Source organism: Microvirga vignae, from assembly GCF_001017175.1.
GTDB classification, from domain to species: Bacteria; Pseudomonadota; Alphaproteobacteria; order Rhizobiales; family Beijerinckiaceae; genus Microvirga; species Microvirga vignae.
Genome location: NZ_LCYG01000032.1, coordinates 69,618 through 89,770, shown reverse-complemented (window position 1 = coordinate 89,770; position 20,153 = coordinate 69,618). Strand labels below are relative to the sequence as shown.

20 protein-coding genes are annotated in these 20,153 nt (G+C 57.4%); 12 read left to right on the top strand and 8 right to left on the bottom strand.

The window, feature by feature from the left end; all coding sequences use genetic code 11:
• The first annotated feature begins 37 nt into the window (after window positions 1-37).
• Both AA309_RS12950 and AA309_RS12945 read left to right on the top strand, forming a co-directional pair.
• Window positions 38-391 (top strand): hypothetical protein, encoded by a 354-nt coding sequence (locus AA309_RS12950; protein WP_210166512.1) that lies wholly within the window; start codon window positions 38-40, stop codon window positions 389-391.
• A gap of 137 nt (window positions 392-528) precedes the next feature.
• Window positions 529-777, top strand: a complete 249-nt coding sequence (locus AA309_RS12945) for a hypothetical protein (RefSeq protein WP_047189427.1) — start codon at window positions 529-531, stop codon at window positions 775-777.
• 162 nt (window positions 778-939) lie between these two features.
• Here AA309_RS12945 and AA309_RS12940 read toward each other — a convergent pair whose 3' ends face one another.
• Window positions 940-1,473 (bottom strand): DUF1643 domain-containing protein, encoded by a 534-nt coding sequence (locus AA309_RS12940; RefSeq protein ID WP_047189426.1) that lies wholly within the window; start codon window positions 1,471-1,473, stop codon window positions 940-942.
• Window positions 1,474-3,390: 1,917 nt separating this feature from the next.
• Here AA309_RS12940 and AA309_RS12930 point away from each other — a divergent pair.
• Entirely contained in the window at window positions 3,391-4,389 is a 999-nt protein-coding gene (locus tag AA309_RS12930) for a phosphatase PAP2 family protein (protein ID WP_052954679.1), read from the top strand.
• 292 nt (window positions 4,390-4,681) lie between these two features.
• Complete coding sequence (locus tag AA309_RS12925) at window positions 4,682-4,900, top strand: hypothetical protein (protein ID WP_047189424.1); 219 nt, start codon at window positions 4,682-4,684, stop codon at window positions 4,898-4,900.
• A gap of 1,489 nt (window positions 4,901-6,389) precedes the next feature.
• Here AA309_RS12925 and AA309_RS35195 read toward each other — a convergent pair.
• On the bottom strand, window positions 6,390-6,536 hold the full coding sequence (locus AA309_RS35195; RefSeq protein ID WP_160310453.1) for a hypothetical protein: 147 nt from the start codon (window positions 6,534-6,536) through the stop codon (window positions 6,390-6,392).
• A gap of 196 nt (window positions 6,537-6,732) precedes the next feature.
• Between AA309_RS35195 and AA309_RS12915 the strand changes: the two genes are divergently transcribed.
• The 3 genes from AA309_RS12915 to AA309_RS12900 all read left to right on the top strand — a co-directional run bounded on the left by AA309_RS12915 (window position 6,733) and on the right by AA309_RS12900 (window position 9,690).
• Window positions 6,733-7,083, top strand: a complete 351-nt coding sequence (locus AA309_RS12915; RefSeq protein ID WP_047189422.1) for a phage head closure protein — start codon at window positions 6,733-6,735, stop codon at window positions 7,081-7,083.
• A gap of 163 nt (window positions 7,084-7,246) precedes the next feature.
• Window positions 7,247-8,427 (top strand): IS3 family transposase gene (locus tag AA309_RS12905; protein ID WP_150117532.1). Its coding sequence is split into 2 segments (ribosomal slippage): window positions 7,247-7,511 and window positions 7,511-8,427, totalling 1,182 coding nucleotides; the frame shifts between segments, so codons are not numbered across the junction.
• 108 nt (window positions 8,428-8,535) lie between these two features.
• Window positions 8,536-9,690: an extracellular catalytic domain type 2 short-chain-length polyhydroxyalkanoate depolymerase gene (locus AA309_RS12900; protein ID WP_150117531.1), complete on the top strand. Its 1,155-nt coding sequence runs from the start codon at window positions 8,536-8,538 to the stop codon at window positions 9,688-9,690.
• 61 nt (window positions 9,691-9,751) lie between these two features.
• On the opposite strand, the gene AA309_RS12895 is transcribed toward AA309_RS12900, so the two are convergent.
• From AA309_RS12895 to AA309_RS12885, 3 genes are all read right to left on the bottom strand, one after another.
• Window positions 9,752-10,183 (bottom strand): cupin domain-containing protein, encoded by a 432-nt coding sequence (locus AA309_RS12895; RefSeq protein ID WP_047189419.1) that lies wholly within the window; start codon window positions 10,181-10,183, stop codon window positions 9,752-9,754.
• A 96-nt stretch (window positions 10,184-10,279) separates the two neighbouring features.
• Window positions 10,280-11,260 carry an MBL fold metallo-hydrolase gene (locus AA309_RS12890; protein WP_047189418.1) on the bottom strand — a complete coding sequence of 327 codons (981 nt, stop codon included), beginning with the start codon at window positions 11,258-11,260 and terminating at the stop codon, window positions 10,280-10,282.
• A gap of 89 nt (window positions 11,261-11,349) precedes the next feature.
• Window positions 11,350-11,778: a YybH family protein gene (locus tag AA309_RS12885; RefSeq protein WP_047189417.1), complete on the bottom strand. Its 429-nt coding sequence runs from the start codon at window positions 11,776-11,778 to the stop codon at window positions 11,350-11,352.
• A 665-nt stretch (window positions 11,779-12,443) separates the two neighbouring features.
• Here AA309_RS12885 and AA309_RS12875 point away from each other — a divergent pair.
• Entirely contained in the window at window positions 12,444-12,656 is a 213-nt protein-coding gene (locus AA309_RS12875; protein ID WP_150117530.1) for a hypothetical protein, read from the top strand.
• Between the two features lie 292 nt (window positions 12,657-12,948).
• On the opposite strand, the gene AA309_RS12870 is transcribed toward AA309_RS12875, so the two are convergent.
• The gene (locus AA309_RS12870) at window positions 12,949-13,149 is read right to left on the bottom strand and encodes a hypothetical protein (RefSeq protein ID WP_047189414.1); all 201 of its coding nucleotides are present in this window, start codon (window positions 13,147-13,149) and stop codon (window positions 12,949-12,951) included.
• Window positions 13,150-13,671: 522 nt separating this feature from the next.
• Window positions 13,672-14,130, bottom strand: a complete 459-nt coding sequence (locus AA309_RS12865) for a PH domain-containing protein (protein WP_047189413.1) — start codon at window positions 14,128-14,130, stop codon at window positions 13,672-13,674.
• A 771-nt stretch (window positions 14,131-14,901) separates the two neighbouring features.
• Here AA309_RS12865 and AA309_RS12860 point away from each other — a divergent pair.
• The 4 genes from AA309_RS12860 to AA309_RS12845 all read left to right on the top strand — a co-directional run bounded on the left by AA309_RS12860 (window position 14,902) and on the right by AA309_RS12845 (window position 17,117).
• Window positions 14,902-15,078 carry a hypothetical protein gene (locus AA309_RS12860; protein WP_160310452.1) on the top strand — a complete coding sequence of 59 codons (177 nt, stop codon included), beginning with the start codon at window positions 14,902-14,904 and terminating at the stop codon, window positions 15,076-15,078.
• 487 nt (window positions 15,079-15,565) lie between these two features.
• On the top strand, window positions 15,566-16,111 hold the full coding sequence (locus AA309_RS12855) for a LuxR C-terminal-related transcriptional regulator (protein WP_052954677.1): 546 nt from the start codon (window positions 15,566-15,568) through the stop codon (window positions 16,109-16,111).
• The gene (locus AA309_RS12850; protein ID WP_047189411.1) at window positions 16,104-16,547 is read left to right on the top strand and encodes a hypothetical protein; all 444 of its coding nucleotides are present in this window, start codon (window positions 16,104-16,106) and stop codon (window positions 16,545-16,547) included. The genes AA309_RS12855 and AA309_RS12850 overlap by 8 nt, the downstream gene beginning before the upstream one ends.
• Before the next feature lie 264 nt (window positions 16,548-16,811).
• Window positions 16,812-17,117 (top strand): hypothetical protein, encoded by a 306-nt coding sequence (locus AA309_RS12845; protein ID WP_047189410.1) that lies wholly within the window; start codon window positions 16,812-16,814, stop codon window positions 17,115-17,117.
• A 90-nt stretch (window positions 17,118-17,207) separates the two neighbouring features.
• On the opposite strand, the gene AA309_RS12840 is transcribed toward AA309_RS12845, so the two are convergent.
• The gene (locus AA309_RS12840) at window positions 17,208-18,434 is read right to left on the bottom strand and encodes a polyhydroxyalkanoate depolymerase (protein ID WP_084731185.1); all 1,227 of its coding nucleotides are present in this window, start codon (window positions 18,432-18,434) and stop codon (window positions 17,208-17,210) included.
• Window positions 18,435-20,153: the final 1,719 nt, after the last annotated feature.

Below are 20,153 nucleotides of genomic sequence, written 5' to 3'. Positions count from 1 at the left end.
TAGTGCCTTGATCAGGAAGTGGACCGGAATGGCGCATATGCGATGGACGTATGTTCCACCCTCACTTTACTTGGCATTCGCCCTGTATGTCTGGATCGACTTCACCCGCACGGCGCACGATGGCTTGGCCAATCTTGGGCTGCTCCTGGCGACCTTGCCCGTGACCGCAGTGGGGCTGCTTCTCACCTCGGCTCTGGGTAAGACCAGCTTTGTGCTTATTCCGAGCGGATTAGGCTACTACACTGCCCACGCGATTTATTTTTGGCCATCTGCTCTCCTGATAGCGGCTCTGCTCTATGGCATCTGCTCAACCCTGGACCGGCTTTGGCGGCGCGCGCTGCGCAGTGCGCAACTGGGGCCAGATCGGCACGAAGAGGCGGGAGAAGGTTGAGGGTAGGCGCCGCGCCTCCCTCTCTCGCTTGGGATTTATACCGCACCCGGAATCAAGGGCGAGCGGCTGCCCCTTTCACTTGCGAAGCCATCCCGCACCGCTCTATCTCGAAACCCAGCTTCATTCAGGAGAGATTTATGAATATCCCGAAGGATCGTTTCGGCCAGAATATTATCTGTGATTGGATCAAGGCTGGCTCCTTGGACCGTGTATGGCTGACTGAGCCGGCCGGTGGAGGACCGCTCAGCACTTGGGCAGTTCTCATCAACACTGGCAATGGCGTTCCGCAATACACCTTTCATGGAGTTGCCCCTGACACGGCTCCCTTCACCGGCCAAACTGGGACAGAAGCCGATTTGTTAAACAGCATCGTAATAGCGAGCTGAGGAAGCGTTCCGCGGCTGCCAGTTCAATAGGCCTTAGTGCAGACCCATTTTCGCCCTCAGCCCTTCACGCAGGCGGACCGCGTGAGGGGCTTTTATTTGGCCAAGCTGAAACGCCCCCCGTGCGATCTGCTCCTCCGTGAGATAGAGCGGCATGTCCCCGGCTTACCCTTGAGCATGTGCTCCTCCAGGAATGCTCCACGCTACGAGGGGCGTCGAGTACGACAGCATCAAGGGGTGGCGCGGGTGCCCATCCTGAGCTGCCGTCAGGCACATAAGCCGGCAGCCGACCTGATCAGCTATGGCGACCACTTCACGCCAGCGATCGCGGAGGTGAGGCGGTAACTTAGCCAATGGTCCCCAAGCCACGATGTGAAGATCAGCGTCCCTCATGATCTGTTCGAGATGCCGGTCATTCTCTGGACCTACTGGATACGCGGCTGTGCGGAGCGCCTTGATATCGGTCGCACGAAAGGCAAACAGGTTCCCGACCACAAATCGTCCGGCACCGTTCCGGATCACGAAGCCTTCGACCTTACGGATTGTCGGGTCATCCACGACCGCATCCGCAGTTGACGGATTGACCATGATGAAGGCAGCTGTCTTGCCGGTCACATCATGAGCAATGGTGAGACGATCGAGTCGATAGCGATAGGTCCCGCAGTCGGAGATGAGTGCTGAACGATCACAGTCAATCATGAACGCGTCTCCACATCATGCGTTGCGCGCATGCGGCCACTGACGAAATGGAATTTCAAATAGAAGCTGAAAGACATTAGGTTTGTTTCAGGTTGGTATCTCCCATGTCCGACCCGTTCTCTGAGAGACACATGTTGCCTCGACTTCCAGGTCGCTGCTCCCCTAACCAGCGGCCTTTTTCTTTGGGTGAGCTCCCAGAGCGGCGGGCTAGGAGGCAAAACGGAACAATTGCTTACCTGTCCCATGATTTACCCCTGATCCCCAATGGTTGCGGTCAACCGCCTGCAATGCATCCGCTGCAACCCAGCTTGGCTTTCGTGGATGTAACTGGCGCTTAGCTGGATCCCCACTTTATGGGAGACACGAGATTTCCTCCATCTCGTTTCGTTCCCTCTGAAAGGACTTAGGTCCCAACTTCGGGCCACCGACAACGGTGGCCTTTTTCTTTGGGTCGTTACTAGATTCGTGGGCGGGGCAACTCGCTGCAGAGCGGTAAGAATTGGGAAACCATAGTCATTCACCATGTCTTGAGTGCCGCCGAATTTGCGTGTGTGCAGCGAGGACACCCAAATGACTCTCGTCTTGGTGCTGATGGCTGTCGCTTCCTTGTGTTGTCTGCTTATACCGCCTCTGGGTTGGTCGCTGATCTCCCCACAAGGGTCGAGAAACAGGCCCAAGCCCCGGAGCATCACTCTCGTGACCAAGCGCCGAGCGTAAGATCTCTGGCCTGACCAACTGCTCATCCTCGCTTCTCCTGAGAGTGCGTTATGAATGCCCCTCTGGGTGTCTGCGATATCCGCCGATTCCTTCAATCGTTGTGGACTTGCAGGCACCATCGAGTGCTATCGTAGCAGTCATTGGAGGTCTAACGCTCCGGCATCTTTAGGAACGGCGATGATCGAGAGACGCTTACAGCTGATGCAGCGGTCTCTTGCCGGGTTTATCGCGCTTACCTAGTCAATGCTAAAGGTCACTTCCTAAACGTCCGCGAACTCTTTTGCCGGAACGAGGAACAGGCCATCAAGCAAGCTCGCCGCCTTGCCGGTCGATACGCTATTGAACTCTGGGAGAAGGATTGCAAGATAGCCGTCATCCCAGCATCCTAGTGCCTCAACAACCCCAGCCTCTCAGGCAGTTCTCCTCAAGATGCTCGCCGAGAACTGTGAAGGCCATTAATCGATTATTCACTCGGTGAGGTGTCTTTGCCCGCGGGGGCTAAAACAAAGACAAGGATCACCTATGACTCTCGGTAAAATCGGTCTCGCTGCCATTGCCCTGTCGGCATATGTTGGCCTAGGCGGTACGGCTTCTCAGGCGGCACCATTCTCACCGAACAGTGCGCTTGTGAGAGAGACCGGGATTGTTCAGGTCCAATATTATGATCACGGACGCCGCTTCGGGACTCCTCGCCGCATTTGCAAGACGGAGCTTGTTCGCCACTGGGTGAAAGGCCGCCGTGTTGTGGAGCGAGTGCAACGCTGCCGGACGGTTCGTTGATTGCAAACACGGGGGCTCTTTGGAGCCCTCTTTCTTTTGCCTCTCGGGGGAGCTCATCTCTATAGCCCCAGCCTCGCAGCCAGACACTCTTCAACGTACTGATTGGGCGCATTCGCGATCATCCTATCCCTCTATACGGTGGGCGTCAGACTAGGCCAGGCGTTCTAGGACAATTGGCCAGCTAGGACGCCTAACACGAGCTTGCTAATCACTATCGGCAGCTATCGTCCAGCGTGCTCTTGATCAGCTGCGAATGGGTAACCGCTGCAGCGCAAGAAGATTAGCTCTTGATGAGCTTGAAGAAACCGTTTCAGGGGGTGGACGTTGGCGGACCAATACGTTGCACAAGGCACATCTCTTGCAGCATCTGGCAGGCGCTCAAGGCCGCCCGCGATGTTTTGGAGAGAACTCCAGCAAGAGATGACCGATGACAGGATCCTCTATGGCGTTGTCGGCGTATATCTTCTTGTGGCGGCTTGCCTCACAATTGCCCTTGGGTACCCTGAACGGCTGGTCGCATTCATCTATCTACCCCATTGGCTTCACGGTCTCGTGGTCACCATTACTCTCTATTCAGTGGTTTGGGGTATTCGATCTGATCCGCGCCGACCACTGACAGCTGTTTATCGAGGTCTGTCAACACTCCCCTTGCCGCGTCTTGTCGCGGGAGGTGTTCTCTTCTGCTCTGTGGCAGTGTTCTCGGGAACCTTCACGTCCATAAAGACAATGCTACCAGACTTTGTACCGTTTTGGGCGGATCTGTCGCTCGCGGACCTTGACGCTGCATTGCATGGCGGTGTTGCGCCCTGGTTCGTTCTGCAGCCTATCCTGGGCTATCCGGCGGTGACACGGGTAATCGAGTATGCTTATGGCCCAGCCTGTGCTTTCACTGCCTATGGTTTCACAGCTTTCGTCGCCATACACCCGGCAGCGAGTCACTTAAGAACGCGCTTCTTCTTAGCGTTCTTTGGGGCTTGGATCCTGCTCGGCAACATCTTAGCGGCGACTGGGATGTCAGTAGGGCCGGCCTACTACGATCTTATTACTGGAGACATCGAGCGGTTTCATGGATTGGTTCAATACCTCTCTTTCAGCGAGGGATTGCCATTCTCCGCTTGGAGCTATCAGAAGTATCTCTGGACCAATCATGTGGCTGGCACAGTCGAGTTAGGAACTGGTATATCCGCATTTCCAAGCCTACATGTTGCAATGTCGACTCTATTTGCCCTTGCCGCTTGGCGGATCAACCGTTGGGTCGGTGTGGTCCTCACATTGTTCTGGGGAGTTGTTCTTGTTGGCTCCGTTCACCTCGGATGGCACTACGCACTAGACGGGTATGTGTCGACCGCCTGCATGCTTGCCATATGGTTTGGTGCCGGGCGGCTTCATCGCTTGCTCCAAAGTCCTGCTCTTCCTTGATCTGAGCTACCAGGCCGCCACTCAGGCGAGGAGTCGAGCGGTAGGTGCACCCATAAAACCAGACAAAGGGATACCGACGCTCAAGTCCTTGTTCAGGACCGGAATGGGAAGTGGCAGACAGAATGGACCTACGGGCACGATCCATATTCGCCGAATGGCTGCCGCTATCTCAACGGCCCCAGCCTCTCACCCCGTCTTTGTAGTCTAGGGGGTTGGGCAGTCAGCGCATGATGACGTACGGCCTTAGGGATAGTATAGCCACTGGAAAGTGGAAAGATCGCTGGGGGTGAGCATGACAAAGGGTGATGCGTTGGCCGCTTACTTGAAGGAATTCGCAGGCAATCAAATTCTCGATTTCACCAAAGAGGCCTCTGGACGGGTGGAACAGCCCACAGCTCAGATTATTCCATTCCGCCGTTCGGCCCGAGATAGCGTGGGCGAGCAATCAACCTGCCTAGCCGACACCGCGTCCCGGCAAGCTGCTCGCGATCGCTCACGCCAGCCTGATTGAGCGGGCGATGATGAGCATCTGGTCCCTCAGCATCTCGGACAGCTGAAGCTCTGTTTAGTTTTCTCCGAGTGTTAGGGCGAGGAAGTGGTAAAGGATGTCCATAGGCAGGCTCATTAGCGCTTGATGACGATCTTCTTAGCCAGGCTCAACGGCCTGGGAGTCTTGCCTCTGAGGTCGTTTCGGTTAAATACCGCGACACTGCTGGTTTTGAGCAGACCCTCGCACCTGAGAATTCTCAGGTGCGAGGGTCTGATGATCCAACGCGTAGCATCAGTCGGGGCACAGGATGTCATATGAAAACGCCCCAGCCGTGGGGCCTCTGTGAGACCTCCGGACTGGGGCGCTGCGGCCCAGATCTTTCAGCAAAGGACCATGGGCTACCCAATCGAAGGTAACCGATGTCTGCCTTGCTGCAATCTCTCTAAAGGGGAAAGACTGCCTCACTCGAGCGTGCCTAAGAGGTACCCACATATGGGCGCTGTCTTCATGTCGTGTCCGTCAAAGGGCGCCTGAACGCCCTTCGCAGGACAACTCAAAGACCGCAACATGCGAGACGCAGCGAGAAGATCTGCGATGATCTGATCGAGGAAACGGCCATCATGGCGTTGCTCGCTTCGCATCGGGTGTTCGGGGTGTGAAGCCCAGTCTGCGAGCTCTGTGGCCACCATACGATATCAGCACCGGCTTTTATCGGTGCCGATATCTCGCAGCATATGTGCGCTCAGCTTGTTCCGCAGTGCCTCTTCGAGTTCGAAGGTTACGACTGGCGGCTTGCGATCGTTCGCAGGCCTGCGTGGAACGCGGATAAATTCACAGCGGAATGCAAACCCTACAAAGGGCAGGGGGAATACGGTCGGTTTCATCAAAGCCTACAGCAGCAAGAGGAGCAACGAGGAGGGTGCGCGATTGCGTGCAAAGTCGTTCGGACATGTGACGCCTCCTCTGGCTGTGCGTATGAAACGGACGGTCGACCGCAGGGCAGCCCAAGTAGCTGATTCTTGGCTGTAAGACCAGATGCCTGAAGAGGTGCCCTAACCGAGGGGTTCTTGCGGGACCTCCGGCTCAGGGCACCTGATGCCTCAGTTTCGGGGATCGGGTTTACCCTCAACCGTGACGAGTGCGGCTAGGGGGAAGCCGCACCACGAAGCTTAGCCGCTCAACCGTGGCCATATTATGGACTCCTGAAATGCCCAGCACAGGGCAGCTTCGCGATCGTGTGATCTTCCAGCGCTACGGCGAGACGCTAAGGAACATCAGTCGGAGTGCGTGATAGTCAAATGAAGATCTCCGATAGCCAGCACGCGCCAGCAGCCCAGTTCATTTGGTCTAGGTGCATGACCGAACCGGCGCCATATAACCGAAGCCATGGGATCCTCTGAACTCCCTGCATCTGTCATTCCCCCATACAGATGCTGACTTATGCGCCTGTTAGCGCTCCCGCCTTTGTGGCGGGGCCATTTTTCATTCGCAAGACCGATACTAATTTCCCTCAGCCTTTCGTCTCGTCATCGCGAGTAATCACGACGCGGATAATCACTTCAGTATCTGGATTTCTCAGCGGCTTCACCATGGGTGCTTTTCCGAGAGTGATCAGGGCAGTGATAGTGAAGGCAATATGCAGTTTTGATGAAAGCATGGGGGCACCTGGTACGCGAAAACAGGTGCGGGATTTGCTCCCCAGACTCTGAATCAAACCTTTCTGCCAGAACGAAAAAAGAGCTGTCTACGCAGGGAACGTTTAGCGCCTCTCGCGAACGCTTAGGGAGCATCTGAGCTTCCCCCAATCTTATCCACATCCCCTTTTCTGGGGACGACTTTCAGGCGTGTATTCGATGCCTACAGCAGGCCAGTTCCGCGACCGCATGACCTTCCAGAAACGTCGGGTGCTCGATGACGGATACGGCAATGAGGTCTCCGGCCCTTGGGAGGATCAGTTCACCGTTGCCGCCAACATCGCGCCGGCGCGGGGCAGGGAAGATGTTCTAGCCGCCCGTCCCCAAGGCGTGCGCCCAGTTGAAATCACGGTTCGTCAATCAAGCCAGAGACGTTTCATCACCCCAAGCTGGCGGGCGATCAACGCTCGGGATCCGCGCCAGATCATGAACATTCACGACATCCGCGACCCCGACGGGAAGCGGGCTTGGAACGTCCTGACCTGCACCCTCGGCGTTGCTTCTAAATAGAGAAAGCCATGGCTCAGAGAGTGAAGTTTACAAAGGATTTCGACTATCGGGCCAACGCTCGTGTCGAGATTGCCGATAAGTGCGGTCACGAGGCTCTCATTGATCCACCCCCATTGAATTGGTCCACCTTGAAGTATGTCTTAAGGCAAGCAGGAGAACCAAAATGCCCAGGAAGCGTCATAAGCCGGAAGAGATCGTCGCCAAGTTACGCCAGGTCGATGTCATGGTCTCACAGGGCCAATCCGTTGGGGATGCCGTTCGCGCGATTGGCGTGACGGAGGTGACCTATTATCGATGGCGATCCGAGTTCGGCGGGCTCAAATCAGATCAGGTCAAGCGCCTGAAGGATCTGGAAGCGGAGAATGCCCGCCTCCGACGCGCAGTGGCTGACCTGACGTTGGATAAGCTGATCTTGAAAGAAGCCGCCTCGGGAAACTTCTGAGCCCCGCCCGTCGCCGCGCCTGCATTGATCACGTCCGATCCCGACTCAAGCTGTCTGAGCGGCGGGTCTGCCGCGTGCTCGGTCAGCATCGTTCGACACAAAGGCGTGTTCCGCGAGGGCGGGACGATGAGGAACGGCTCACCGCCGACATCATCGCGCTTGCCCGTCAGTATGGACGCTACGGCTACCGGAAGATTGCAGAACTCCTGCGCTCGACCGCCGGCTGGGTTGTTAATGATAAGCGGGTCGAGCGGATCTGGCGACGGGAGGGGCTCAAGGTGCCGAGTATGCAACCGAAGAAAGGTCGGCTCTGGCTCAACGATGGTTCGTGCATCCGGCTGCGAGCGGAAAGGCTCAACCATGTCTGGAGCTACGATTTTGTGGAGGTTCGCACCCATGATGGGAGAAAGTACCGGATGTTGAACCTGATCGACGAGTTCACGCACGAGTGCCGGGCCATTCGGATTCAGAGGCAGCTCACGGCCGCCGATGCAATCGATGTTCTATCGGATCTGTTCATCCTGCGCGGCGTGCCCGAGCACATTCGGTCAGACAATGGCGCAGAGTTTGTCGCGAAGGCCGTCCAGGACTGGATTGCGGCTGTGGGGGCGAAGACGGCTTACATCGCGCCAGGCAGCCCCTGGGAGAACGGGTTCATCGAGAGCTTCAACGCGCGGCTTCGGGACGAGCTGCTCGATGGTGAAATCTTCTACTCGCTGAAAGAGGCGAAGATCGTGATCGAAAGCTGGCGCCGCCACTACAACGCCCTGAGACCCCACGGACCCCTCGGGTACAAACCACCAGCGCCGGAGGTCTTCGTGCCCGCCATGTCCGCGCGGGCGGCTCAGCAATCCCAACCAGCACCGCCGCCCGCGCTGGCGTCGAGGCCATCACTCCATTAACATTCCAACCGGACCACTCGACGGGGGCCGGTCAAATGCTCCCTTTTTTGTCAATAGGTTGTGTTTAGGCGAAACGATACCTCGATTATAGCAGTAGGGGGCATGATCATGGTCCGCTCATTCACATGGCTGGGACTCGCTGTTGTGATGCTGCTGCCAACAGAGGGGTACGCGAACCATGACAGCCTGCCTGACCCACCGCCGCAGTCCATAAGCCAGAAGCTGTCTTCGCTATCACACCCGGACCGGACGGCAGTCACCGTATCAGGTCTATCCTCTGGAGGGTTCTTCGCTCATCAGTTTCACGTCGCCTTCTCCAGCCTTGTCAAAGGCGCAGGTATCATTGCGGGTGGGCCATATGGCTGTGTTGAGCACATCCCTGACCCTTGGTCGCCCGTCTGGTCGATTCCCCTGGATCGGGTCTCGGCGGCGGTGGTAGTCTGCACGCACTACTACGGTGACCTCTACTATGGGCTGCGGCCCGATCCGCCCAAGGCTGAGGATTCCCTCAACCTCATCAGAGAGGCTGCCAGCCAGGGGCAGATCGACCATCCGTCCAATCTCGTGGCCAGCCGGGTTTGGCTGTTCCATGGCAAGGACGACGCCATCGTTCCGCTCCCGGTGATGGAGACCCTCAGACGGCTGTATGATCGGCTCGGTGTTCACGAGCCGAACCTCCAGTTTGACCGGAACCAGAACGAGACAGCGGCTAATCACGGGATGCCAGTCAATCGGTTCACCGGAGAGAGCAAGTTTCCTCTACGAAGCTGCGGTCAACACGAGCCACCGTTTGTGATCCAGTGCGGCTATGAGGCGGCTGAGATGCTCTTGCGTCACCTATACCCGGAGCGCTTCAAACCAGCCTCGGGTGATCCGCATCGGGATGGGACACTGCTCGCTTTCGATCAGTCGGAATTCTTCGACCCTGCCGATGAGAGCGTCAGCCTCCACGGTGTCGGCTACCTGTACGTCCCAACCTCATGTGCCGCTGAGCAATGCCGCGTGCATGTGGCCTTACACGGCTGTAACCAGAACGTGGACAGCGTCTACGACGACTTCATCCGAGATGTGGGCTACAATCGCTGGGCTGCGAACAACAACATTGTCGTTCTGTACCCCCAGACGAAGGCTTCTGCGGCGAATCCGAACCGCTGCTGGGATTTCTGGGGCTACAGCGGATCGAACTACTATACCCGAAATGGACCACAGATGCGGGCGGTCAAAGCCATGACAGACCGCCTGATTGGCCAATCCCGACAATGATAAAACTGCCGATAGAGGCTTCATCCCGCTAAGGCGAAGTGGGGCTGGCAGAGGTGAGAGATTATACGGGCACGAGACCGTAGCGGAGCATGATCTCCTTGATGTTCCCGAGATTGGGTTGGCCCGGCACATTGACCTCCTGGGCCATCTCCTCGAAATAGCGCCTTCCAATGGAGCCGGGCGTGAGCACGATCAGCGCCCGAGCCGTCTCAGAGTGCAGGTTCTCGTGTTGATGCACGCTTCCACGGGGCAGCAGGAGGCTGTCGCCTTCCCGAATCTCATGCTTTTGACCATCACGGGTGGTCGTGAGGGTTCCCTCCAGCCCATAGACCACCTCATCTACTTCCCGGTGATAGTGAGGGGCTGGCACCCGAGCATTGGGTGGCACCACGAACTCGAACATCACGAGGTTTCCAGAGCCTTGGGTCTCATCGACCAGGAAGCGGAGTTCCAGGCTGCCAATCCGGATGAGATTATCGCTTTGGCCTTCCATGGCGGGCCTCCATTAAATCAAAGCATTTCGTACGAATACGGATCAGTTCCGGTGCAGGTGGGCGCGGACGGTCACGGAAGTGTTCGAGGGCGGGTTCTATGAGAAGGTGTAGCGCTTTCCCACAGCCGAGGGCGCAATCACTGGTTCCCCGAACGCCTGTGTCAGAGCCAGAACCGCCCGCCACCCGGTGCAATGGGCGGCTGCTATCGTTTTGAGCCCAAACGCCTTCATCCCTTCGACGGTCTCAGGGATTACTTTCTCGTTCCCGCCCGACAGGTGAAATCCACCCACGACCGCGTGGAGCGGCACGCCCGCAAAGCAGTCTTGGGCATGCTTGAGGACATTGACCACCCCGGCATGGGAGCAGGCCGTGAACACGACAAGGCCCTTGTCCTTCACGTTCACAGCCAACCAACGCTCATCCATTAGAAGGACATCAGGCTCCCACTCTCCATCATCTGTCTGGCGGTACTGTCCAGGAAAGCCGTGCTCGTAAGAGGTCACGCGCGGGATTTCTCCGCTCACATAGAACATCCCCTCTGAAAGCGTCTGAGGCTCGGTCGTGTTGATCACCTTGGCTCCGTGAGCGGTCAGCGCCGTAACACTGGGGATTTCTTCCATCAGCCGCATGCTGCCATCCGGTTGCTTCATGGCGCGGGCCGCGTACATGCCAGGATGAGCATAGAAGGGAACCTCCCGTCCGCCATTGCGCTCCCGGATGAGGTCGAGAGCCCGCAGCATTCCACCCGCATGGTCCCAATGACCGTGTGAGAGCACAATCCCCTCAATTGTGCCGAGATCGACCCCAAGGCGCGAGACGTTGCGCTCGAAAGTCTCCTCCTCTGGCCCTGTGTCGAAGAGGATCGTGTGCGTGATCTCCCCACGAAATGCCGTAATGAGACACGACAGACCATGGGCGGCACAGCAGATGCACCGGCCCGACAGCCGTTTCATTCCATTCCGCCACAGGTAGCTCCACTCGTTCTCAACATGGCTCGGGACGGTCGAAAGACTGTCGGTCACATTGTCCACGAGGATGTGGACCTCAACCCGGTCAACAGGGTGGAAATTCGCCATGATGCTCTCCCTCGCCCTTTGAAGAAACCATTGCGCTCAGACCTGTGCCAACCGAAACGAATGGCCGATCGCGCAGGATTGGCCTGGAGCTACTTGTTGGTGTTCCAGATATCGGTAGCGAGTTTCCAGTCGGCTCCAACCTTCTCCCAGACGACCATATACTTGCCGGTGACCTCCTGGGGTTGCGATCCTTTGATCCGGAGAGAGAAGGTGCCGATCTCGCGGGCTGCGCTGTTTCCAAGTGGCTTCACATCCACCGCCGTCAGCTTGATGTCCCCAATCTGTTCGGAGGCAGCTTTCCAGAAGGTCAGGATCGCGTTCCGGCCCGTCACCATCTCGGCTCCTGGCGGCAGAACGACAGCATCCTCCGTGTAGTGGGCCGCGACTGCCGCGATGTCGCCGGTATTAAAGGCTCTCGCGAACTGATCATTTAGGCTTTGAATGGTTGCCCTGTCCTGAGCCATGGCGGAAACCGGCAGGCACAGACAGGTGGCAGCGAGAAGGACGCAGGCGCGCATGATCTATCTCTCCGTGCGATCAGGAGCAGGATCATCTTATCACTGCTGGCCCGCGCTTCCATCGAAGCCCGAACTACCCATTCGGGATGAGGTGTTTCCATTCGGTTTGATATGGTTTCATGTTGCGGTCGCTGCAAAGGGAGGAACCAGATGGCTGGTAAGGCTCGCATGAGACCGTCATTCAAGAAGCACACCCGTCACTAAAGGAGGTGATCGCTCCTGCCGAAGCACTCGAAGGGCAGAAGAACCTCACCAAAAAGCGCCGCTACCCAACCGCCACCGATAGATCGGACGAAAGAGCCGTCCGAAAACGGCTCCCAACCGAATTGCACTCGTCAGTGCCTCCCGCCGCCCTGAACCTCGGTAGGATGGGACGGAAACCATTGAGCAATCTCTCGTCCTTGACGAACCCGTTCCGCGCCACCGCGGTCACAAATTGCTTTTCGGTCAAATCACGCACTTCAATTCAGCCTGCTGAGGCAATCTTTGGGGTGCCGCCGCATTGGGAAATCACCTTGGGCGCAGCGAGCCGAGCGGTATGTCTGAGACGAAGAAAGGACGCAAGGCCCCGACGAGCCGGTGGAATGATACTATTTGGGCAGGGGCATGAACCCAGAACCAGCAGCGCCGTTCCCCCGAAGGATGTAAAGACCGTGGAGGTATCCATGGCAGGCACAAAGCAGCCCAACCAAGATGCCGGGTTGGAAAACCTGAGCGTCAACAGCCGCCGCCGTAGTGGTGCGGAGGAAAATGGGACTGGCAACCCGGCCCACCAGAACGGGAAGCACGATCCAACCGAGAGTGCGAAGGTGCCGGATCAGCAAATCCCAGTCGAGCAGTCGCCGGGGATCGACGACACGGAAGGTCACCCGACCTGATCAGGCTGTTGCCGCTGCAAAACAGGGAAGAGGTCAGGATTGCTCTGGTCCGATCTAGCTCTTTAGGTGCACTCCCTTTGGGCCCGATACGCCTTTGGGCTCTTGGATTAAATTGCCATGAGGCCACGGTATTCCTCGCTCATAGGAGGCAAGGGATGGCAGTTCCACAGGCAGTCAGCTTTCATAGCCGCCCGCGAGGAGTTGCTTGGACCGGCGCGGCAGTCCTTGTGGGGTCTGTTTTCCTGGCCATCGCTCTCCTGGCAGTCGTCTGACGAGGCTGGCAGACGAGGCGTCAGGCCCCAAGCCGTTGCCCCTGGTACACGGCACGACGCTGCTCGCGTTCGATGCGCGACAGAGCGACCTCGATGTTGCGGGGCAGGGGTTGCTTGATCACATCGGCATAGAGGGAGCGCATGTCCTGCGCAATTCGGCGCAAGAGTTCCGCGTCGGGAACACTCGGATGCCGCTTGCCAAGGCCGATCTCACTCTCCATCGCCGCCTCCCAACCCGCTGCGTCTCCCGATTGGACGCAGCGATTCGGCTAAGAAAGAGGCGGTTAAGCAGCCGTTAACCATAATCTTCTTGGCCTGTTGATTGCGGGTACAACTGACTTTCTACACGTTATCGACGCTTGCTGGTCTAAGGTCTCAACTGGAGCCTGATTCCGCTAAGCCCGACGATGCGCGGACCAACTACAGGGTGGGCTCACAATTCGCAGAGACTGTTGGGAATCCTGACCTTCACAGGCCCACTAAAAGAACGCCCGCCACCATTCAAGTATGAAGCGGCAAGGCTGTTGCGGCTGGTTTGTGGGTAACAGCCACATCTGTCAGAGAGAAAGCATGAGACTGCCATTCCCTTGCTCCTCACCGCCTTCCACCCTGAATGGCTCTGACCTTCCACAGCATCGGTGAAGGGGCTGGGGAGGGCGGCTGGTTGTCTCTACGTCCGTGAACCGAGCCTTGTTTGGACGCCGCTACAGCGCAGTGCCGCTGATCAGCTTCCCGTCAGATCGTCAGCGCACCATCACCTTGTTTCGAAACTCCAGTGGGTGAGCAATATTGTCTAAGGTCGCGATGCCTTCGCCCGTGCCCCGGACCGTGATCGACCCATAGCCGAATAAGCGTCCGGGGATGGATTGGTCCACATCCACACTCTCCACCTTGTCCAAGTTGACCTCGGTGGTGTGGCGCTGGACCAAGCCGCGCTTGGCGATAATGCGCCGGTCCGTCACGGCGATCTCGGTCCCCAGCCGCTTGAGCCAAGCTGGGATGGCAAGCACGACGGCTACGATCCCGAACAGAATGCCTCCATAGAGCAGAAGGACATTCATGCTCGGGTCCGCGTAATACGAAATCAGAAGGGCCAGGGCGATCACCAGGGCCACAATGGCATAGAGATAGATCAACCAGTGAAGATGGGTCTGAAACCGCAGGGTCTCCCCCGGTTGGAGTACCTGCTGGACGTAGCTCATGGTTCTTTCCGTGCCTGACTTCTACAGAGACAAGGATAGACAAAGATCGGATCGCTTGAAACGAGGGCGCCAGGCGGATCGAGCCCAATCAGTGCCACTTCCAGAGCCATGTGGGATCAGTTCTCTCGTGGTACAGACGGAGCGCTTCCGGTGAGAGCGTCAGAGGAGCCTTGGAGGCACTCGGCTGCACGAGCCTGAGCCATGCTGTTCCTGGCGCTTGTACGCCCGCAACGCCTCTGAGGAGAGCTTGGGCAGTCCCTCTGTGGCAATCCGCTGCCGCACACCTGCAAGGTGTTTTCGGGGTCTTAGAGCATGGCTAAATTCCGCAGCCAGAATCCTCTATGTGCCAAGCAGCGCCGCTGGATCAGGCATGGTTCACCTCCCTGACGTAGCACAAGCCTGTTCGTAAGCAGGATGATCTGAGGGTGTTACCGCACAGGCCGCCGCAGCTATGAGGGCCTTCTGCCTCACACCTGGACACCGCGCTGGTTGCAGGCTGCGCGGAGGAAATTGGGGCTTAAACGTGGCAGTAATAAGCCAAGAATATGACTGTATTCACTAACATATGTTAGTAAAATTGGCCGCTCTGTTGGATTCCCGACAGACGAATCACGCCTGCCCAAGCATTCTCTTCTGCAATGAAGCAACAACAAAGAAAGGGTGACTATGGCTGAGAACGGGCCGCACCCCTCTCCATCTTTCCAACAGGCCGCGCTGCCAAGAATATACTCTTCTGATCTTCAGTCTTTGCTCCAGTCGCTCCTGGGGACTTTGGCCGACATCGACTTCGAGTACGAGCGCGAATGCGACAACATCAATTGCCGTACGATGGATGTGAACCTCAAGATACGCCTGCTGGAGAAGCTCAAGCAGCACCATCGCCAGCGGCGCGAGCCTTACCTTCAGCAACTCGCCATCCTGCAAGAGCGCATCCGGCGCGTGTGCTGATCGGCTCCCTCTGTCCTCGCGAGTGAAGCCAATGAACCGACGAAGAAATCGAAGTAGTTGCCAAGGAGCTTGCCGAGAGTGGTGGCCTATCCTGGTATTCAAGGCGGGTGCAAGGACCCTTCATTCGGCCTGTGACGGACGATTATCGTGAACAAGCCCGTGCGGTTCTTGCAACCCTGAGTTATCTCAGGACCGGTGATGACTCCTCGTGGCCTCCTGACCTTCGAAGGGACGGACCGCCAAACTGGAAAACCTAAGTGGGGTACGGATGTCTGCGCAGATACTAACGCTCACTCACAACCGCTCATATCAGCCCGAATACTCGTCCAGTAGTCTTACTCCACCGATCCCAACGGCTCTGATCTGTGACAACGTCTTTCTACGCTCAGGGCTTCAACAGATTTTGTCGGGAAGCCCCTTCGTCATTGCCGAAGCAGCTTCTGTTGCAGCTCCAAGACGCTTCCAAAGGTTAAGTCCGAAGGCTGCCTTGGTCGTCATCGAGGCCAGCCCGAACACCGGTCGCTTGCTTGAGATCGTCAAGCAGGTGAGAGAGCAGTTGCCGGAGGCTCGGATCGTTGTTCTGGCGGATCAGTTCGACCTCAGCTTCGTGAGGCTCGGGCACGCGGCTGGCGTGGACGGCTTCTGTTTAGCAGCCAGTGCTCCCGAGGTTCTGGTCAAATCGTTTGAACTCGTCATGCTCGGCGAGACTGTGGTGCCCTCGGCAATCCTTCGCTCTATCGCGATTGGCCCTACCCCGGATCAGGATCAGCCACTCCACGACGACACGGGAGGCCCAAGCCTGTCCGATCCGAAGGCGTACAAGCTCTCGGCGCGGGAGACGGAAATCCTGGGCTGCTTGAAGGAAGGAGCGTCCAACAAGCTCATCGCCCGTAAGCTCGATATCACCGAAGCCACGATCAAGGTCCATGTCAAAGCCATCCTGCGCAAGATCGGGGCGTCTAATCGCACTCAGGCTGCCATGTGGGCGTCGCAACACCTGCCAAGAACAGGAGTGTCTACTCTGAATGTCTGAGAAATTGCTGATGCAGATTGCAGTTGGGGATGAGGTTCGCGTTCACTTCCACCCTCCCGTTCCAATGAAAAGCTTCGTTGAAGGAGCGGTGAGTCGGATCGACGAAACAGTTTCGCAGGGACCCATGATCGTGGTGGACGTGACCCATCAGGTCATCCTCGACAGAGAGGCTCCTATCAGGCGTGGGCACCAGGACTACATCTTGTACGAGCGCTGGAATGATTTTCCGGAGCAGATTGAGGTGTTGTCCACGAGGAAGGAGGTGGATAGGGCGTCCACACCCGATCAAACTCCCCAGAGCAAGTCAGATGAGCCGAATGAAGCGGTACTGCGCGAACCGGAGAATGCCTCTGAACGGCTTCAAGTCCAGGTCGAGCGCCAGGACGTTCCCAGGCGCGGTGGCCTCATCGCCGCGATCTTTGGGCGGCAGAGATAGTTGGCATCAATCGGTGTGCTTTGGGCAATCGAAGGCTCATTTCAAATGGCTCAAGACAATCTGACACGCATCATGCAACATCACTCTTCGCGACAGGCGCTAATTGTGTGTCCGAAGTTCATCGAGATTTCTGCCGAACTTGTGTCGGCTTACGTCAGCAACAACTCCGTTGCTGCTATGCGCTCGGGCGCAGCGAGAGATTATCCTTTCGTATTATCCTGAGGGTGCTATGATTCGGGCTTCCCAGAATGGGAGGGTCACCCGATGCCGCGTAGCTCTGCCGCGTTACGACCTCTTGTGCCTGCGACACAAACCTCCTGCTACCCTGACGACCTTCTGGATGAGCTTCAGGGCGCGCTGGCTGCACTGGCGGACTTGGAGGTCCAGTACGAGACCGACCGGGAGCGGCTTCAGGCGTGGGCCGGTCCTGACGCGATCAAACGGAAGTTGGCCGCCCAGCTTGAGGAGCGCCATCAGCGGGAGCGAGAGCCCTATGTGCAGCGGCTGGCCGATCTCCAGATTTGGATGATGCGGATCATGACCTTCGAGGACATTTGCTCCAATCCTTGAGGCTCAGAGCGGTTATTCCGTTCAGAAAGCCGACCAAGCAGGTGAAGACTGCTCTCGACGAGAGATCGTCGAGCAGACCCGGTCGGGCTCTCACGCGATGAGTTTCGGTGCTCTCCGCACATGGAGCGGCACGACTGCCGCATGCCTTTTCATGAACGCTTTAATGCGCGGAGCGATCTCGCTGCGGAAGCGCGAGCCATTGAAGACGCCATAATGCCCAACACCGGCTTGCAGATAGCGCTCCTTCTGCGCATCCGGCAGGTTCGGTGTGAGGTCGAGGGCTGCGAAGGTCTGACCGCGTCCGATGATATCGTCCTTCTCGCCCTCAACGGTCATCAGAGCACAGCGGCGTATCTCGCGCAGGTCCACGGGTCTGCCCTGGTGCAGCATCAGCCCCTCGGGCAGCAAATGGTCGATGAACACCGTCTCCAGGGTATGGAGGTAGTATTCAGCCGTGAGGTCCATGACCGCCAGATACTCGTCATAGAACTCCCGGTGCTTTTCTGCTGAATCGCCGTCGCCCTCGACGAGGTGCTTGAACATCTCCCAATGCGCCGAGATATGGCGGTCTGGGTTCATTGCCATGAACCCACACAGTTGCATGAAGCCTGGATAGACCATGCGTCCTCGTCCCCGATACCGTTCATGCACAGGATGGACACAGTGGCGCTTGAACCAACGGATATCCCGCCGTTGCGCAAAACTGTTGACCACAGTTGGGGTAAACCGCGTGTCTATAGGACCACCCAGGAGCGTCGCTGAAGATGGTACCAGCGGATGGTCCTCGGCCTCCATCAGCGCAATCGCCGCCAGCACCGGAACGGCAGGCTGGCAGACTGCCATCACGTGCAGATCTGGTCCCAGCGCTGCGAACATGCTGAGGCAATAATCGACGTAGTCTGAGAGATCGAATGTCCCTTCCGCGAGGGATACGTCCTTGGCATCGCTCCAGTCGGTGATGAACACCTGATGGCTGTCGAGAAAAGCCGCTACCGTGCCGCGCAGCAGGGTTGCATAATGGCCCGACATCGGAGCGACGATCAACAGCTTCGGCTTGTTCGTCGGCTCTCCAAAAGCGATCACCCGGCAGAAGGGCCGCTGCCACGCCACTCGTTCCGATGCAGGGAGATTGAAAGCTGGTTTGGCATAGGGACGCGTGGTTCGCCCGAACATCTCGCAAGAGGCGGAAAGAGCACGTCCTCCTGGAGTATAAGCAACCGGATTGAGCGGATTGGTACAGGCAAACCTTGTGAGATCAGCAACCAACCGGGCGGGAGAGAGCATCAACTGTGACGCCTCATGCAACAGGTACAACATGTGACCGGTCCTTACGGTCTGTCCGCGCCCCACGTTGTTCTGAGCCGCTGGTCTTTGCCTCACCGCTGCGGATGCGAAGGGTTCGGCCCAGCCTTCACCGAATATAACCAGGCAGGACTTAACATCGTCTGTACAGGCGAGACTACCCTCACAGGCGATGTACCAACTGCGGGTTTTGGCTCTAAGTCGGCAAACCAAAAATTCTATCAGTGCTCAATTTATAAACTCTTCGCAAAGGGACATGGTTCGTAGCGCCAGCAAATCTCCTGAAGAAATAACATAGATTAAAATCAGTTTCTTGGACGACGAAATTCCTCGTAACATAAGTTATATTTGCGCCAGAATGGCAAAAAATTCTACAAAGTATCGAACATTATTGACTACGCGGAGTTGTGTTGCCTGTGAAAGCGCAGAGATCGGCATCTCCAGCGGTTTGCATTTGTGCGTTCCTCCCGACTTGCAGGAGACCGTCAAGCGGTCTCCTGCTTTTTTGCGGAATACAAGGATGCCGATCCGACAGTGACCCGTTCTATGTGAGCGGGATTGGGTTGGTGGTCATGAGGACGGCTCAACGAAGCAGATCAGCTTAGACACCCGAGAAAAGGAAGTTCAGCCAGACAGCTTGCTCTCACTCAGTTCTCATCCGCTTCCGGCAGGGACTCGATATCACCAATGCTCCAGGCGCGGTAACCAACCTGCCGTTCTAGGACCTCGACCAGCCGTAAGAGTTGTGTGGCGAGTGTTGCTTCCCGTTGGAAACCCTCATCTCCGGGTTCGCTCCCCAGACGCAGGTGCATGTCACGCGCTCTCGCCTCCAGAGCACGTCTCAGGACCCTCAACTGCTCATCATTGAGTTCAAGCAACATCGTGGGTGAAGCCCGCTATGGGCAGATGCCTGACACCTCGTCCGTACATTTGCCACAAAACCCCGCTGCCTTGCTCCTAAGCGACCCTAAACACGGCAAGGACATAGGGGTATTCAGAGGCGAATTCGTGCCGCCAGCGAGAGTGTTCTAATGCAGGCCCCGCTCCCGAGTGATACCCCAACAGTTAGGTTGTCTCTCTCATCTCACCTTCCAGTGGACCAGTCGCTGAATCCCCATGATCTTCAGACGCTCGGAGAGCGGCTGCGAGCCGCCTACGCTCCGGTCGAGGACGCCCTCCCGGCGCGGTCGACAGAGCTTGTGGAGGGCTCGCAAGACGGGAGCAGGCCAAGGGCTAGGCGAGCGGCTGATCAGTTTCTCGGATCTATTCGAGCTCTGTGGTCTCCTGCATCAGACAGGGGCAGGGATAGGCCCTATGGCTCGTAAAGCGCACATGCGACGCCATTCATACCCGCCGCTACGAGGACATGATTATCCCGGCCAAGGTGCTCGATAGGCAGAAGAGCCTTGCCAAGAAACGCCGTCACCCGGACCGCCACGGTTAGCCGCACATCATACCCTGGAGGCTTTTGAGGGCTTTCTCACATTGCTCGATGTGGTCGCTGCCCCGTCGCTGCATCTCCACGGTGTCGTGACAAGGCTCATCCACGTTCTTTTGGCAGAATAGACAGAGCATGAGCGTGATCTCGCCATCAGCCGAAAGGGGTAAGCCAACGGTAGTGCGGGGTCGAAGTTCCCTATGTTCCGTCGTCGCCTTCCACCTTGGATCATCGCAAGCTTCCGCATCGTCGGCGGAAGGTCTGGAGGAGGGCGGCTGGTCGCCTCTAGGTCGCCA